Raw genomic sequence first — 14,708 nt, 5'->3', positions numbered from 1 at the left:
CGGCCGGCTCGCCCGGCTGCCGGGCCGAGCTCGGTCTGCCGGCCGCGCACTCCCCCGGAGTCGCGGTCGGCTGACGCCGCCTCCAGGGCGGCCTCGCACCCGCCGTGGCGAACCACGGGGGTGCTCGCCACGGCGGGTGCGAGGCCGCCCTGGCACGCGCCCGGCGGCCCCGGTCTCCCGTACCGCCCCGGATCCGGCCCGGCCCGCACCGCCCGCCGCGTCGCCCGCGCTTCGTTAGCAAAGCTCAAGCGTGGCGGCCACCCGGACCAGGGCGCGTTAGTAAAGTCCCTCCCATGACTGCGCCCTCGTCCCCGAGCGACCGAGAGAAGGTCGTCTCCAAACTGCCCCCGCGGCTGCGCCAGGAGTTGAAGGTCCGGACCGCTCAACTGCGGGTGGACATCCAGGACGCGGTCCACCAGGGCATCTCCCAGTGGGGTGCGCTGGCCTCGGCCCCCTCCCCCGTCGACACCTCGGGCGCCGAGTCCTTCTCCACCTGGCTGCCCGCCGGCCAGTGGGAGTCCTTCCGCGCCGGTGCCAGGGACCGCAGGGTCTCCCTCATCCAGGGACTGGCCCAGGCGGTCCGGCTCTGGCTGGAGACGCATCCGGCCCCCACCGTGCGGCGGCCGTCCGTCGTACGCCGCATCGTCGTCTGCAACCAGAAGGGCGGCGTCGGCAAGACCGCCGTCACCGCGGGCACCGGAGAGGCGCTGGCCGAGGACCCGGCGAGCCTGCACCCCGTACGCGTCGCCCGGCAGCCCGCCCGCCTCACGGCTGCCGAGGGCGAGGACCGGCGGCCGGACCCGGCGGCCGGTCCGCTCGGCCTGGAGGACCTGCCCGGCCTCGGCATGCGCGTGCTGCTCGTGGACTTCGACCCGCAGGGCCACCTGACCAAGCAGCTCGGCCGGCAGCCGCTGCCCATCGGCGGCGACAGCCTCACCCGCCACATGGCGGGCGAGGCCAAGGGCCCCCTCGCGGACCTGATCGTGCCCGTCCCGGACGAGCGGTTCGGTGACCGCCTGCACCTGCTGCCCGCCTGCACGGACGCTTTCCTCCTCGACGTCCGCCTCTCCACGGTCCGGGCGCGCGAGGCCGCGCTCGAACGGGCGCTGGCCCCCGTCGAGTCCGCCTACGACGTCGTCCTCATCGACTGCCCCCCGAGCCTCGGCCTGAGCATGGACGCGGCCATCTACTACGGGCGCCGCCGCGACGCCGAGCAGCCCGGTGCCTCCGGCGCGCTGATCGTCGTACAGGCGGAGGACTCGTCCGCCGACGCGTACGACCTCCTCACCTCCCAGATCAACGACCTGCGCGACGACCTCGGCCTCGACATCGACTACCTCGGCCTCGTCGTCAACCTCTACGACCGGCGGCGCGGCTACATCGCGACCTCCTCCCTCCAGGCCTGGACGGACATGAAGGATCCGCGCGTGGTGGCCGTCGTACCCGACCTCAAGGAACAGCGCGAAGCGGTACGGGTGAAGCAGCCGCTGTTCGTCTACGCGCCCAGGGGCGAGCAGGCAATCGCGCTGCGCGCCCTCGCAAGGGAGATCTCATGAGCAAGGCCGACAAGCTCGGGGTCTCGGCGTCGTTCGCCCGGGCCCAGCCGGCCGGTGTCAGCCCCCGCCGCGCGGCGATCGCCGAGGCCACCGGCGCTCCCACTTCGGGGATCGTCCCGCCCTCCGAGGTCCCCATCGAGGCGCTGGCCCACAACCCGTTCAACCTCCGTGAGGAACTCACGGAGCTGGAGGAGATGGCTCGGTCCCTCACCGCACGCGGCCAGCTCCAGCCCCTGGCCGTGGCCACGCGGATGGCGTTCATGGAGGCCCACCCGGGGCAGACCGACGGGCTCGGCCGGGCCCCGTACGTGGTCATCGACGGCAACCGGCGGCTGGCCGCGGCCCTGCTGGCGGGCCTGAAGTCGATGCACATCCACGTGAACGACTCCCTGGCCACCTCGGCCGCCGACATCCTCGAATCGGCGCTGATCGCAAACATCCACCGGGTCGACGTGGCTCCCATGGACCAGGCCCGCGCCCTCCGGGAGCTCGTCAAGGTGCACGGCTCCCAGGCCCAGGTCGCCAAGCGGCTGGGCAAGACGGCGGCCTGGGTCTCCCAGCGGCTGACCCTGCTCCAGCTCACCCCGGGGCTCCAGGACAAGGTGGAGTCGGGAGAGCTGAAGGTGGAACCGGCGCGGCGCATCGGGCGGCTCCCGCAGGAGGAACAGGAGGAGGCCGCGGCCGAGGCGACCGCCGGCACCCTCCCTACCCCCCGGCAGCGGACGCGGACGGACGAGACCGCCGCCCCGACCGTTAACGCCGTTAACGGCGTTGACGGCGTTGACGGCGTTGACGGTCGGGGCGGCGTCGACGCCGTCGGAGCCTCCGGCAGCCCGGCCGCAGACCCCCGACGGATCACGATCGGGTCCGACTCCCCGGAGGACATCGCGGAGGCCCTGGCCACCCAACTGTCCCCGGAGGACCTCAAGACCGTGACCGAACTCCTGATCAACAGGATCTGAGGCGCTTCCGTCGACTTGCCGTCGACTTGCCGTTAACGGCGTTAACGGCGTTAACGGCAAGTCGACGGGGGCGCAGACGCGGGCGGCACCCCACGTGCGTTTCATGTGCGTTCAACCGTGCGGTTCACATAGGCTGCTCTCGGAGGTGCCCCACATGCACGAGGAACAAGACGGCCTCTTCGCGGCGGTCGACGCCCTGCTCGAAGAGGCAGCGGCGCAGGACGCGCTGCCGCATCCCGACGAACGCAAGCGACTCCGCGAGGCCGCAGGGCTCAGCCAGGACCAGATCGCCAAGGCCCTGTCCGTCCGCCGGGAGACCGTCACGTCCTGGGAGACCGGCCGCACCGCTCCCCGCCCCCCGAAGCGCGCGGCCTACATCCGCCTCCTGGACGGCCTCGCCGCCCTCCATCCCGTCAACAGCGTCCACACCCCCGGCGCCCCCACCACCGAACCGCAACCGCAGCCCCCTGCGACCCCCGCAACCGTTAACGGCGTTAACGGCGTCAACGCCACGAGCGCCACCAGCGCCCCCGCCACCGAGCCGACACCAGAGACCCCTGCGGTCCCCCCGACCGTTCACGCCGCTGACGCCCCTGCCTCTGAGGCGAGCCCGAACGGGCCTGGGGCCCCCGCAACCGTTAACGCCGTTAACGGCGTTAACGGCAACGCCGCCCGCCCTCCGGCCGCCGAGCCGGAGGCATCTGCGGCCCCGGCAGCCATGAACGGCGTCAACGCCACCGGCACCCCCGCCGCTGAGCCGGAGCCGCCGCAGGCTGTGGCCACCAGCGCCCCGCCCGCCGAGCTGCGGCCGAAGGCGCCGGTCGGCGCCGCGCCCGTTAACGGCGTTAACGCCGTCGACGCCCCGGCGGCCCCACGCTCCCCCACTGCCCGGCCCGCCCCCTGGAGCCGATCCGCCGCCCTGGAAGGGAACGGGCCCCTCGCCGTCCTCGACGGCTCCGGCCGCGCCCACGCCGCCGGCGGGCTCATCCTCGACCACCCCACCACCGGCCTGCCCGACCTCGTCACGTGGGCGCTCGGCCCCGAGGCGCAGCTCCGCTCCCCCCGCCTCCACCGCAACGGCAAGGACGGCGATCCGCTCCTCGTCCTCACCGCCGAGGCCACGCAGGCCCTCGGCCTGCCCCTCACCCTCGACGACCGCCGCGGCCTGCGTCTGCCCGACGACCACCCGGTCCTGCGCCGGCTCGCCAAGGCCAAGTGGCAGCTCACCCGCCGCGGCTTCGGCCCCTGGCCCCGCATCTACCGCCCCACCCAGGGCGGGGCCCGCCAGTGCGTCCAGCTCGCGATCCTTCCCTGGGGCGCCCTCGACCCGCGCGCCTGGGGCGAGGACACCGCCGCCCTGCCCGCGCCGGAACTCGCCGAGCTGCTCACCTGCTACGCCACCCGGGTCCTCACCCCCCGCGGCTCCACCGCCGTCTCCGGCCTGGAGCTCATGACGGCCCTGCGCCCGCCCACCCGCGCCGCCCGCAACCCCGGCACCGGTGTCTGGGAGTCCGCACCCGTCGCCGGTTCCCTCACCCGCCCGGTCGACCCCGCGCCGCCGGAGGCCCCCGACGAGCACCCGGTGGTCGCGGCCCTGTACCCGCGCTCCCACCAGCGCACCCCGGACCAGGTCCTCGACGAGGAGGCGTACGACTGGATCCGCGATCCGGAGCTCCTCACCGATGATGAGTGCGCCCGTACCCACGCCGTCGGCATCGACGTGAACATGGCCTTCGCCGCGGCCGCGAACCGGCTGACCGTCGGCCTCGGCCCCGCGGTCCACACCGAGGCGCCCCGCTTCGACCCCAAGACCCCCGGCTGCTGGCTCGCCGACCTCTCGGGGCTGCGTCTCGACCCGCGCCTGCCCAGCCCCTTCACCCCCCACGGCCAGGCCCCCACCGGTCCCGCCTGGTACGCGACCCCGACCCTCGCCTACGCGCAGGAGCTCGGCCACGAGGTCCGCCCCACCCAGGCGTGGCTGCGCCCGGAGCACGGCCCGTACCTCGACGCCTGGTACACCCGCCTCCGCGACGCCTACCTGGCCACGATGGCCGACCTCGGCGTCACGCCCTCCCTGACCGAGGCCGGGTTCCTCGACGCGATGACCACGTACAAGGAGCAGGATCCGGCGCGGACGGCGGTGCTCTCCGCGATCAAGTCCACCGTCAAGGGCGGCATCGGCAAGCTCCGCGAACGCCCTCAGGGCGCCGGCTACCGCCCCGGCGAACGCTGGCCCGCCCTCGAACGCCCCACTTGGCGCCCCGACATCAGGGCCGCCGTCATCTCCACGGCCCGCGTCAACATGCACCGCAAGATGAACAAGCTCGCCACCGCCGCAGGCACGTACCCGATCGCCGTCCTCTCCGACTGCGCCGTCTACCTCTCCGACGGCCCCGGCCCGCTCGACTTCCTGCCCCGCACCCCCGAAGGCAAGCCGCTGCCCGGAGGCTTCCGTCTCGGGGTCAGCCCCGGCATGGTCAAGCACGAGGGCACCCAGCCCCTCCTCTGGGCCGTCCGCATGCTCGACGAACGCCACAACCCCGCCCGTCACATCAAGGGCCACGACGCCGCGGCCGACGGAGAGTAGCGACCAGCCATGCCCGAGATCAGCGACAGCCTCAGCCGCGCCGACGAACAGAACTTCACCCGCCCCGTCCCCAAGACGGCGGGCGCACAGATGCGCTTCCTGGTGAAGCAGCTCAAGTCCACGAAAGCCGTGGCAACCCTCCTCGCCGTCTCCCAGCGCACGGTCGAGCGCTACGTCAAGGACCAGATCAAGCAGCCGAAGCCGGCCCTCGCGACCCGCCTGGAGACCGAGGTACGCCGCCGCTGGCAGCCCCTGGTACGCAAACGGGCCCGGGACCGGGCGGCCACTACCACCGGACTCGTCATCGAGACGCGCGCCCGCTTCGGTTTCACCGCCGCGCCGGGGACGAGCGACGACGGCCGGATGCGCCGCATCACCCAGCACCTGCCGCCGGAGTACGCGAGCCGTCTCCTCGCCGCCCAGGAAGCCGGCGCCACCGAGTCCCGGCTCCGCGCCATCGCGGCGGAAGGCCTGCAGGAGGTCTATTTCAAGGACGGCGGCGCCCGGGCCCAGGGGCTCCTGGTCGAGTTCACCGACATCGACTACGTCGACTTCGCCTTCTAGCCGCGCACCGCCACGCGCCGGCTCCGCTCGTACCGCAGGGTCCGGAGGGACCGAAGGGACTGAATTTCGCCATTACGTTTCACATGGTTTTCAGCCACGCCATCCGCATCCGATGAGCAGGAAATAAGGACGAACAGGGCAGAACATCCCGAACGAAACCGCAGGAGCAAGGTGCCGAGGGACTGAGTCGCTGCGCCACGGAGCCACGCAGGCGGCGGAGGGACCGAGTCCCCGGAGGGACCGGAGCGAGCGCGTGACCGAACGGGTCGAAGGAATCGAAGGGACCGAAGGACCGAATCAGGCAACCGTCGGCGCGGACAGTCCTCGCTGAGAGCGTTCGGTCTTCCTGCCGACCTGCCGGGGCTCGATCGTGCGCGGGTCGACGGCCTCGCCCGGCGCGCCCTCCCGGTAGAGGCCGCCCGGCTCCGCGTCCCGGTCGTGGGGCAGCAGGTAGAAGACGCGCCGCTTCTGCAGACCGCTGTCGGGGTCCGCTTCCGCCGTTTCACCGAGCTCGGTGAAACCGATCATGCGCCCGTCGCGGTGGTAGCGCGGCCTCCCCCGGCGGCGGGGAGTCTTGTCCAGCGCCTGACGCACGTAATCGAGTTCTTCCGGATCCTCCAGCCACACCACTTTGTCCTCGTGGGTGAGATCGCTTGCTGTCAGTAGCGAGCTCATGGCCTGGGTCCTTCCTCGTTCACGTCGGCCCTTCCGGGCCCCTGGTTCGTCCACGCCGCGAGCGGCGCCGATGCCGATATGCGGCAGGGCCGTGGGGGCCGCCGTCGGCTGGTGGGTCTGTTCATCGTCCTTGTCCATCGTAGGCGTGCCCGCCCCGGGGCGGCGGCACACGTCGGCCGGTCACGTCGTGCTCGCCCTGTTCGCGTCACGCAGCGTCTGCTCCTCGTCGGCCAGGAGGGCCAGGCCGGGGTAGAACTTCTGCCCGTTCGAGCGGAGCATCTCACCGGGTGACGCGACGCCGACCTCGGCGCGGATGCGTGTGGCGAACGCGCGGGTGGTGGCGGGGCGCAGGCCCTCCCCGTCGAGACACCATGCACTGTAAGCCCGGTAGAGGGCCCCCTGCTCCACCTTGAGGTCCCGGGGATCGGGCAGGTCCACCCCGGTGGTGCAGCACTCGGCCAGGAAGCGCCCGATGTGGTCCTCGGTGGTGGCGTAGGCCTGGGTGGCGCTACGGACCACGCTGGGCCCGGTCAGGGCCGGCTTGGTCGCGAGGTAGGCCTTGGCCCCCTGGATCATCCAGTGCAGGATGCCCGGGCCCTCCTCCTGGACGAGCGCCTCCGCCAGGTTGTCGATCTTGCGGTGGTCGGGGACGACCTTCTCGAAGGGGATCAGCCGGATGCGGCGCCAGAAGGCGTGGCCGCCGGTGCCGACTTCGGGCCGGTGGTTGCCCAGCAGCCACAGCTTGTGCGTCGGCTCGAAGCTGAAGAAGTCCTGCCGCATCCGGCGCGCCTTGAGGCGGTCGCCGCCGGTGAGGAGCTTGACGCGGGCCTCGTCGAACTTGTCGTGCGGCTTGAGCTCGCTGCAGACGAACAGGCGCCGCCCGTGGAGTTCCGTCAGTTCGGTGGAGTGCTCGTTGAACTTCCCGCGTTCCATGAGGAAGCCGGGAGGCGCCACGTCCGCGTAGTCACCGAGGATCTTGATGACGACGTCGAGGAGGGCCGACTTGCCGTTGGCGCCGACGCCGTAGAGGAAGGGCAGGACCTGTCCGCCCACGTCGCCGGTGATGGAGTAGCCGAGCAGGAGATGAAGGAAGTTGATCATCTCCTTGCCCTTGTCGTCGTCGCCGAAGGTCTGGTGGAGGAAGCCGTGGAACCGGGGCGTGGGCATGGCCTCGGGGGCGAGGTGGGTGGCGCGCGAGTGCAGGTCCCGGGTGGGGTCGGGCTTGTGCAGGTCGCCGGTGCGCAGGTCCACGACCCCGGCCGGGGTGCACAGGGCGTACTTGTCACCGTCCAGCGTGTCCGGGTCCAGGGCGAGTTCGGGTGACGCCTTGGCCTGGGTGAGCATGGCCTTGACGCCCGAGGTGGACATGGCGCGCTTGCGGTGCTGGGCCAGCTCCCGGTCGGTGAAGACACCGTGCCTGTCGTGGCTGGGCATCTCCTCCGCCATGTCGCCGGCGGCCCAGATCGCGGCCTTCTCGCCGCCGGTGCGCTTCCACCGGTACTCGTCCCAGACGTACCAGCCCAGCCCCTCCACATGCCGGAACCGGTCGTGGTGGAGGTGGGCGAACAGCTTGGCGTTGCCCCGGTCGGTGAGGTTGCGCAGCAGCCCGGCCGAGATGAAGTCGTCCGCGGGGGCCGCAGCGGCGGGACCTCCGCCCTGCTGGGCGGGCAGGCGACGGCCTGGCTTGGCGGCAGCGGCATCTGCGGTGTCCGCGCCGTCTGCGGGCTCCGGGGTGAACGCGGCGAGCTGTTCCGCCGCTGCCTGGGCGTTGAACCCCGTGCTTCCGGCGCTGCTCATGGGCGTTCCTTGGGGAGGATCGGTCGGTCGCTTCCGGCGCGAAGCCCTGCTTCGACGATGAGGACGTTCCGGCGTGGCTGGTGGGGTCGGGCATGGTCGGCGGCTTCGAGCAGCAGCCGGCGGCACTCCCCCGCGTCCAGGTGGCCGGCAGCGGCCAGCCCTCCGGCGGTGAAGGCCGCCCGGTTGAGCTTCTCGCTGAAGGCCGTTCCGGCAGGGCTGGCCCCGCAGGCCCGTACGTCGCCGAGGAGCGAGGCCAGGACGCGCTGTCCGTCCCGCCGGGGCCGGGGAGCCCTCGGGCGTGCCACGGAGCCGCCTGAGGCCCCTTCAGGGCCCGTACGGGCCGCTCCGGCCGCTGGGCCGGTCTCCACGGCATGCCCCGTGCGGGCGAGTTCGGCGGTCAGCCACATAGGCAGGGGCGCGGGCAGCCGGGCTCCGGGCAGTGCCTCGTACACGCCGGCGGCCGTGCGCGTCGTGGGCGCCACGATGTAACCGCCGACGGCTCGGACGTCGACCTGCCAGGCGAGCGCGACCTTGGAACTCGAACCGCTGGAACACCGGAAGCGCGGGCCGTCCTCGGGCGCCCGGTACCAGATGTGCATCCCGCCGGACGGCGTGCGGACGCGCAGGGTCGAGGTGTCCGCACAGGGGTCGGGCTGGGAACGGTACGCGGCCAGGAGCGCCAAGGTGTCGAATCCGCTCTGCAGTCCGGTCAGGTCGACGCGCTCGTGGACGGGGATCCCCGGCAGCAGCTTCTGCCGGTCGGGCAGGGACTCGGCGTGGTCGTCGACGTCGATGACCACGAGCCCGGCAGGCCCGCAGGAGACGCCGATCCCGAAGTCGGGTTCGGCCTGCCACCACTGCCGCAGCGTGCCGAGGTCCGTGGTGGCCGCGTGGAAGCCGTGGCACCAACGCCCTTGGGCACGGCACGGGCAGTCCTGCGGGGAGTGCTGTGCGCTGCGGCAGTCGGGGCAGTTCGGGGCGGGCGTCTTGGTCCCCGGGGCCAGGGGGTGGACCGGGTAGCCGCGCAGGGCCAGCCAGGTCGCCACGTCCAGTGCCGTCCCGCCGCGCACTTCTTGCGGCGGGTACTCGGAATAGGCAGGCACTGGCTCTTCCTTGAGGCGTTGTGAGGGACAGATCCTCCGGCCCCCGGCCTGGTCCCTGACGTGCGCGTTTACCTCGCGCCTCAGGGACCAGAGGGACTGAAGATTCACTATGCCGGAGGTTACCCCAGAGACTGTGTCGGCTCGGAGTGAAATAGCACCGGTATCGAGAGTTCAGTCCCTTCAGTCCCTCGGTCCCTGGAGTTCTCACCCGGTTCCTCCGGAAAGGTTCCTTCTTCCAAGCTGGTACATCCCCGGGCGTGTCGCGCTAAGCGGACTCAGTCCCTCCCGGCCTGCGGGAGCAGTTGCTCCTCGGTCGGTCCTCCCGCTCGGTCCTCCTCCGGAGAAACCTGCCAGGAGAGCGGCGACCCGCCGGTCACTCCTCGGTAAGTCCCTTTCAGTCCCTGCACCCTGCCGAGGCTCCCAGAACGGTCCCAGAGCCCGGTCCACCACCCCAGGTACTGAACGGACCCGATCCCCCTTCAGTCCCTACTCCTTCAGTCCCTCGACAAACCTGCAGGTCAGAGAGGTCTCCCCAGGGACTCAGGGACTGAAGGGACTCAGAATCACTACTTCCAGCCTTTACGTGCGTGCGTGTATGCGCCCGCGTAAGTACTACTGGTAAAGCCTGGGTAGCTCATAACTAGCAAATTCAGTCCCTTTAGTCCCTGTCCGACCGAGAGCAAGCCCCTGAACTGCAGGTTTGTGTTTGGACTGAAGGGACAGGGACCGAAGGGTCCGAACCGGCCTTCAGTCCCCCTGTCCGGGGAGGGAGTACCGAGGGAGGGGGCCGCCCGGAGCGGGCTCAGGGACCAGGGACCGAGGGAGGGGGCCGCCCGGAGCGGGCTCAGGGACCAGGGACCGAGCGCGGGGCGCGAAGAACGGCCCGACTGCCTGTAGGGCGAGGCCCCCAGGAACTGAGATCTAGGCGGCCAGCGCGGCGGGCTCACCCAGGCGGGCAGCCGCCGTCCGCCAAGCGAGGGTCACCGCGGTCCTGGCCCGCGCCGTACGTTCCCGGTGGTCGCCGGTCAGCCGCAGCGGCGTACCCACGTGGACGTGAAGCTCCGGTCGGCGCAACGGTGCGGTGGCCAGTCCGGCGAACTGCTTGACGGCGCTCCCGGAGGTGATGCGGCGGGCCCCGGCCTGCCCCACGGGGACCAGGGGAGCGCCGGTGCGCTCGGCGAGGCGGGCGAGGCCGCTGCGGAAGGTGGCGGGCGCGGCCTCGGAGGCGTCCTTGCGGAGCGGCAGGCCGCCTTCGGCGTAGATGAGGACCAGCCGACCCCGTTCCAGGGCCTCCGCGGCGGCATCGAGGGCCGCCGCGGCCCGCTGGTCCCTGCGGAACACCGGGATGTGGCCCCCGTCCGTGAGGGCGCGGCCGAGGAGCGGGATCCGCCACAGGCCGGCGGCCGCCATGACGACCGGTTCCACGCCGAGCCGGTGCAGCGCGGCCAGCACGATCGCCGGGTCCGCGAGCGAGGTGTGGTTCGCGGCGAGGATGCTGCCCGGCGTGAGCGCGGCACCGGGGTCGGTGGTCACCGACAGGCGCCCGAAGAGGGGCACCAGCGTGGCGGCGGTGCGGCTGAGCATGGACGGTCTCCCCGGTCTCGACGGTTTCGATCTTCATCGTCGGTGCCGGCCGCCGCTGGGGCGTGAGTCGCCGTACTCATCTCGGTGCGTGTCGTACCCGAGCACGAGTGCCCGGGAGCCGAACGGCCCGCCCGTCCCTGAGCGACCGGCCGGACCCACCGCAGCCGGGTACGGGGTTGGGGCCGCCCGCGTAGTGGGTGGGCACGTTGCCGGTGATCGTGACGGTTCCGGCGTGGTGGACGCCCTCGGCAGCCGATACGGCGCGATCGCGGACGCCCTGGGTGCCGGTCAGGTTGACCCGTGCGCCCGCGTCGACGAAAAGGCCTGCACCGCTGCCGGACGCCTCGTTCTCGGTGATCCGACTGCGCTGGAAGGACACGCCCCCCGACCGGTCCCGCTGGTCGCGGCGCAGGCAGCGCCCCGTTGCCCTCCTGCGAGGTGTTCCCCTGGACGACGGCGCTGTCGACCACGGTCGGAGACGTCAGGAAGAGCGCGCCGCCGGGGTCGCGGCGGTGTTGTTTCAGGAGGCGACTCCTGCGGACATGGAGCCCATTCGAGTTGGAGCGGACGGTGACGTCGAGGAGGTCGACGGTCCCGTCGCTCCGGTAGAGGGCTCCGCCGTCCCCGGGGTGGAGTTGTTCTCCAGGACGGAGTTCCTGACCGTGACGGAGCCCGAGGAGGGTCCCCGCACCCTCGTCCGCGCCCGCGAGACCGCCGCCGGAGACGGATGACCTCCGCGGGCCGAGCTGGCCCACAGGAGCGCACCACGACCACGCCGTGGCTGTCCCCCGAGGAGTTCACCGCGACCCTGCCGAAGGCCGGTGGCTTCGGGGCCGTCTTCTTCACGGACGAGGACGACCGTCCCGTGCAGCTGCCCGCCACCCACACCAGCGCCCACCCCCGGCAGTGGCCCGGCGGCGTCGCCGACCCCGGCGAACGGCCCTGGCAGACCGCGGTCCGCGCGTGCCGGGAGGAGACCGGACTCGTCGTACCCGGCCCGCCGCGCCTGCTGGCGGCCGTCTTCGGACTGCCGGGCAAGGAGTGGCCGCTGAGCACCCGGCCCGGGACGAACACGACGAGGTCCACGCCCTCACCGTGCCGCAGTGGCGGGACCTGATGCCGGGCCGGCCCCACGCACGGCTCGAAGCGCTCACGGCCGCCCGCCGCACGGGCGCGCCCGGGTACGTCGACACCGGGGACTGGGAGGCGTAGACGGCCCGACACCGCCACGGGTGCTTACGGCGTAAGCACCCGGAGCACGACGGCGACACCGGACCGCCGCCGATCCCCCGGCGCCGCAGATCCGTGGGGCACGTGCTTACGCCGTAAGCACCCGAGCCTCCTGTCCTCCCGAGAAGTTGAGGCCCGCCACCGACCCAACGGCCCGTCATACGGGCCGTCTTCGGACCTACGCATCCGGGACAGACCGCGCAACCGAAGAGGCCTGCACCCCAGTTCAGACGGCCGGTCCAGCCCGTGGGCAAGTGAACTAACGCAACCCGCAGGCAAAACACGCCGAACAGCACACCAAGAACTCACCCCGGCGGCAGTATGCTGCCGTGCATGTCATCTCCGAACCCGGGAGGCGAGCGGGAGAAGCTGGTCTCCAAGCTGCCCGCCCATCTCCAGCAGGCACTCAAGGTCCGCGCAGCCCAACTGCAGACGGACATGCAGGACGCGGTCACCGCCGGCATCCAGGCCTGGCGCAGCTGCACGGACCAGCTTCCCACCGTCAACACAGCGGGCGCCGCGTCCTTCGGCACCTTCCTCCCCGAAGGCCTTTACGACGCCTTCAAGGAGGACTGCCGCGACCGCGGCGTCTCGTACATCCAGGGGCTGGCCCAGTCGGTCGCGCTCTGGCTCGCGGAACACCCGGCCGCCGACGCGCGACGGGTCACGCGTCGCATCGTCGTCTGCAACCAGAAGGGCGGAGTCGGCAAGACCGCCGTGTCGGCGGGCCTGGCCGAGGCCCTCGCCGAAGGCCCCGCCGAGACCGGCGCCGAAGCACTCGCCACGGCGATCGAGGCGGCGGCCGGCGGCCTGCGGGTCCTGCTGGTCGACTACGACGCGCAGGGTCACCTCTCCCACCAACTCGGCCTCAAGGCGATCCCGGCCGGGGAAGAGAGCCTCATCACCCACATGCTCCACCGCGAGCAGGTCAAGCACTCGCTGCTCGACCTGACCGTGGCCATAGGGGGTGCCCGGTTCGGCGGCCGCCTGCGGATCCTCCCCGCCGCGTTCGACGCCTTCCTCCTCGACTCCGGACTCACCGTCTTCCGCGGCCCGCGCGAAGCCACCCTCGAAAGGGCGCTCACGCCCGTCGAAGAGCACTTCGACGTCATCGTCATCGACTCCCCGCCCAGCCTCGGGCTGGCCATGGACGCCGCGCTCTTCTACGCCCGCCAGCGCGACGACGAGAAGCCCGGCTCCTCCGGTCTCGTGATCCCCGTCGAGGCCGAGGACACCTCCGCACAGGCGTACGGCATGCTCATCCAGCAGACCGACTCCCTGGCCCGCGACTACGACATCGCCATCGAGCAGATCGGCCTGGTCGTCAACAAGTTCGACTCCCGCCGCGGCTACATCGCCACCTCCTCCCTGGAGAAGTGGAAGTCCCTCGGCACTCCCCCGGTCCTGGCGGTCGTACCCGACCTCAAGGAGCAGCGCGAAGCCGTACGCAAGCAGCTGCCGCTCCTGGACTACGCGCCCGACTGCGACCAGTCGCACCAGATGCGGAAGATCGCCCGGGCGGTGAAGGCGACATGAGCAAGGCGGACATGCTGGGGGAGTCGGCGACGTTCGACGCGGTGGCCCAGCCGATCAGCAGCCGTGCGGCCGCCTTCGCCCGGTTCGCCAACCCGGAGGCCTCGGCTGCGGCGTCCACCTCCGAGGTCCCGGAATCGGGGCGCCTTCCCCTCCTGGCCCTCGCGCACAATCCGTACAACCCGCGCGAGGAGCTCAAGGAGGTCGAGGAGCTAGCCGACAGCCTCGCCGCCCGCGGAGTCATCCAGCCCCTCACCGTCGTCACCCGAGCCGCCTTCCTCCTGGCGCACCCCGGGCACGAGGAAGCGCTCGCCGACGCCCAGTACGTCGTCGTCGACGGCAACCGGCGCCTCGCCGCAGCCAATCAGGCGGGACTCGACGACGTGCCCGTCCACGTGGACGACTCCTTCGCCGAGGACGCGGACACCCTGCTGGAGACCGCCCTCATCGCCGCCGTCCAGCACGAGAGCCTCGACCCCCTGGACGAGGCCAAGGCCCTCCACCGCCTCGTCGGCGTCCACGGCTCCCAGCGGGCCGTCGCCCGGGCCCTGGGCAAGTCCAGCGGCTGGGTCACCCAGCGCATGGCCCTGCTCAAGCTCACCCCGGACCTCAAGCAGGCCGTGGAGGACCGGACCCTGCCCGTCGAAGTGGCCCGCCGGGTGGGTCAGATGCCCAGCGAGCAGCAGGAAGAGGCGGCGAACCTGGCCCTGGCCGAGCGCAGGGAGAAGAAGGAACGCCGCCCGGCACCCCCGCAAGGTGCTTACGCCGTAAGCACCCCGGCACCCCCGCAGGGTGCTTACGGCGTAAGCACCCCGGCGACGGCCGTACCCCCGGCACGCCCCTCCGAGGACCTGCCCACGACCCGAGAGACCGCTTTCAGCGCTGCCGTGCAGGAAGAACCCCTCTCGGCGGAACCGCACGCGGACCACGACGACGCGGACGGCTCCGCCCCGGGCGACGAGCCGTGGGTGATGGACATCCGCAAACTGCCCAGGGTGCCGTGGAACGACGGTGACGCGGTCGCCGACCTCGTCTTCGAGAAGATGGACGAAGCACAGCGCGGCGTCCTCCTGGAACGGCTCCTGGCCGCCCACGGTCAGGGCAACTGACACGACCT

General features: G+C 72.1%; 12 protein-coding genes. 8 read left to right on the top strand and 4 right to left on the bottom strand.

Annotated features, from left to right (window positions below; genetic code table 11):
• Positions 1 to 293: 293 nt before the first annotated feature.
• The 4 genes from ACFWUZ_RS28855 to tpg all read left to right on the top strand — a co-directional run bounded on the left by ACFWUZ_RS28855 (position 294) and on the right by tpg (position 5,669).
• Positions 294 to 1,556, top strand: a complete 1,263-nt coding sequence (locus tag ACFWUZ_RS28855) for a ParA family protein (RefSeq protein WP_384379090.1) — start codon at positions 294 to 296, stop codon at positions 1,554 to 1,556.
• Entirely contained in the window at positions 1,553 to 2,518 is a 966-nt protein-coding gene (locus tag ACFWUZ_RS28850; protein ID WP_384379087.1) for a ParB/RepB/Spo0J family partition protein, read from the top strand. Before ACFWUZ_RS28855 ends, ACFWUZ_RS28850 begins: the two co-directional genes overlap by 4 nt.
• Positions 2,519 to 2,672: 154 nt before the next feature.
• Positions 2,673 to 5,105 carry a telomere-associated protein Tap gene (gene tap, locus ACFWUZ_RS28845; RefSeq protein WP_384379084.1) on the top strand — a complete coding sequence of 811 codons (2,433 nt, stop codon included), beginning with the start codon at positions 2,673 to 2,675 and terminating at the stop codon, positions 5,103 to 5,105.
• Positions 5,106 to 5,114: 9 nt separating this feature from the next.
• Positions 5,115 to 5,669, top strand: coding sequence for a telomere-protecting terminal protein Tpg (gene tpg / locus ACFWUZ_RS28840; protein ID WP_384379081.1), 555 nt, complete (start codon positions 5,115 to 5,117; stop codon positions 5,667 to 5,669).
• A 297-nt stretch (positions 5,670 to 5,966) separates the two neighbouring features.
• Here the strand turns inward: tpg and ACFWUZ_RS28835 are convergent, their stop codons facing one another.
• The 4 genes from ACFWUZ_RS28835 to ACFWUZ_RS28820 all read right to left on the bottom strand — a co-directional run bounded on the left by ACFWUZ_RS28835 (position 5,967) and on the right by ACFWUZ_RS28820 (position 10,828).
• Positions 5,967 to 6,344: a DUF6009 family protein gene (locus ACFWUZ_RS28835; protein ID WP_384379078.1), complete on the bottom strand. Its 378-nt coding sequence runs from the start codon at positions 6,342 to 6,344 to the stop codon at positions 5,967 to 5,969.
• 180 nt (positions 6,345 to 6,524) lie between these two features.
• The gene (locus ACFWUZ_RS28830; RefSeq protein ID WP_384379075.1) at positions 6,525 to 8,141 is read right to left on the bottom strand and encodes a phage/plasmid primase, P4 family; all 1,617 of its coding nucleotides are present in this window, start codon (positions 8,139 to 8,141) and stop codon (positions 6,525 to 6,527) included.
• Positions 8,138 to 9,244, bottom strand: a complete 1,107-nt coding sequence (locus ACFWUZ_RS28825; protein ID WP_384379072.1) for a bifunctional DNA primase/polymerase — start codon at positions 9,242 to 9,244, stop codon at positions 8,138 to 8,140. The genes ACFWUZ_RS28830 and ACFWUZ_RS28825 overlap by 4 nt, the downstream gene beginning before the upstream one ends.
• Positions 9,245 to 10,165: 921 nt before the next feature.
• Positions 10,166 to 10,828, bottom strand: coding sequence for a lysophospholipid acyltransferase family protein (locus ACFWUZ_RS28820; protein WP_384379069.1), 663 nt, complete (start codon positions 10,826 to 10,828; stop codon positions 10,166 to 10,168).
• 542 nt (positions 10,829 to 11,370) lie between these two features.
• On the opposite strand from ACFWUZ_RS28820, the gene ACFWUZ_RS28815 reads away from it, so the two are divergent.
• From ACFWUZ_RS28815 to ACFWUZ_RS28800, 4 genes are all read left to right on the top strand, one after another.
• The gene (locus ACFWUZ_RS28815; RefSeq protein ID WP_384379067.1) at positions 11,371 to 11,559 is read left to right on the top strand and encodes a hypothetical protein; all 189 of its coding nucleotides are present in this window, start codon (positions 11,371 to 11,373) and stop codon (positions 11,557 to 11,559) included.
• Entirely contained in the window at positions 11,556 to 11,945 is a 390-nt protein-coding gene (locus tag ACFWUZ_RS28810; protein ID WP_384379064.1) for an NUDIX domain-containing protein, read from the top strand. Before ACFWUZ_RS28815 ends, ACFWUZ_RS28810 begins: the two co-directional genes overlap by 4 nt.
• Before the next feature lie 446 nt (positions 11,946 to 12,391).
• The gene (locus ACFWUZ_RS28805; protein ID WP_384379061.1) at positions 12,392 to 13,594 is read left to right on the top strand and encodes a ParA family protein; all 1,203 of its coding nucleotides are present in this window, start codon (positions 12,392 to 12,394) and stop codon (positions 13,592 to 13,594) included.
• Positions 13,591 to 14,700, top strand: a complete 1,110-nt coding sequence (locus ACFWUZ_RS28800; protein WP_384379059.1) for a ParB/RepB/Spo0J family partition protein — start codon at positions 13,591 to 13,593, stop codon at positions 14,698 to 14,700. The genes ACFWUZ_RS28805 and ACFWUZ_RS28800 overlap by 4 nt, the downstream gene beginning before the upstream one ends.
• The last annotated feature ends 8 nt before the right edge of the window (positions 14,701 to 14,708 follow it).

This window comes from Streptomyces sp. NPDC058646 (assembly GCF_042716875.1).
In the GTDB taxonomy this organism is placed as follows: domain Bacteria; phylum Actinomycetota; class Actinomycetes; order Streptomycetales; family Streptomycetaceae; genus Streptomyces.
This window is presented reverse-complemented; position numbering and strand designations above follow the sequence as displayed.

What these genes read in the sequence shown, in the direction of transcription:
- ACFWUZ_RS28855 (WP_384379090.1), top strand. Translation starts at nt 294, where the DNA reads ATGACTGCGCCCTCGTCCCCGAGCGACCGAGAGAAGGTCGTCTCCAAA.
- ACFWUZ_RS28850 (WP_384379087.1), top strand. Translation starts at nt 1,553, where the DNA reads ATGAGCAAGGCCGACAAGCTCGGGGTCTCGGCGTCGTTCGCCCGGGCC.
- tap (WP_384379084.1), top strand. Translation starts at nt 2,673, where the DNA reads ATGCACGAGGAACAAGACGGCCTCTTCGCGGCGGTCGACGCCCTGCTC.
- tpg (WP_384379081.1), top strand. Translation starts at nt 5,115, where the DNA reads ATGCCCGAGATCAGCGACAGCCTCAGCCGCGCCGACGAACAGAACTTC.
- ACFWUZ_RS28835 (WP_384379078.1), bottom strand. Translation starts at nt 6,344, where the DNA reads ATGAGCTCGCTACTGACAGCAAGCGATCTCACCCACGAGGACAAAGTG.
- ACFWUZ_RS28830 (WP_384379075.1), bottom strand. Translation starts at nt 8,141, where the DNA reads ATGAGCAGCGCCGGAAGCACGGGGTTCAACGCCCAGGCAGCGGCGGAA.
- ACFWUZ_RS28820 (WP_384379069.1), bottom strand. Translation starts at nt 10,828, where the DNA reads ATGCTCAGCCGCACCGCCGCCACGCTGGTGCCCCTCTTCGGGCGCCTG.
- ACFWUZ_RS28815 (WP_384379067.1), top strand. Translation starts at nt 11,371, where the DNA reads ATGGAGCCCATTCGAGTTGGAGCGGACGGTGACGTCGAGGAGGTCGAC.
- ACFWUZ_RS28810 (WP_384379064.1), top strand. Translation starts at nt 11,556, where the DNA reads ATGACCTCCGCGGGCCGAGCTGGCCCACAGGAGCGCACCACGACCACG.
- ACFWUZ_RS28805 (WP_384379061.1), top strand. Translation starts at nt 12,392, where the DNA reads ATGTCATCTCCGAACCCGGGAGGCGAGCGGGAGAAGCTGGTCTCCAAG.
- ACFWUZ_RS28800 (WP_384379059.1), top strand. Translation starts at nt 13,591, where the DNA reads ATGAGCAAGGCGGACATGCTGGGGGAGTCGGCGACGTTCGACGCGGTG.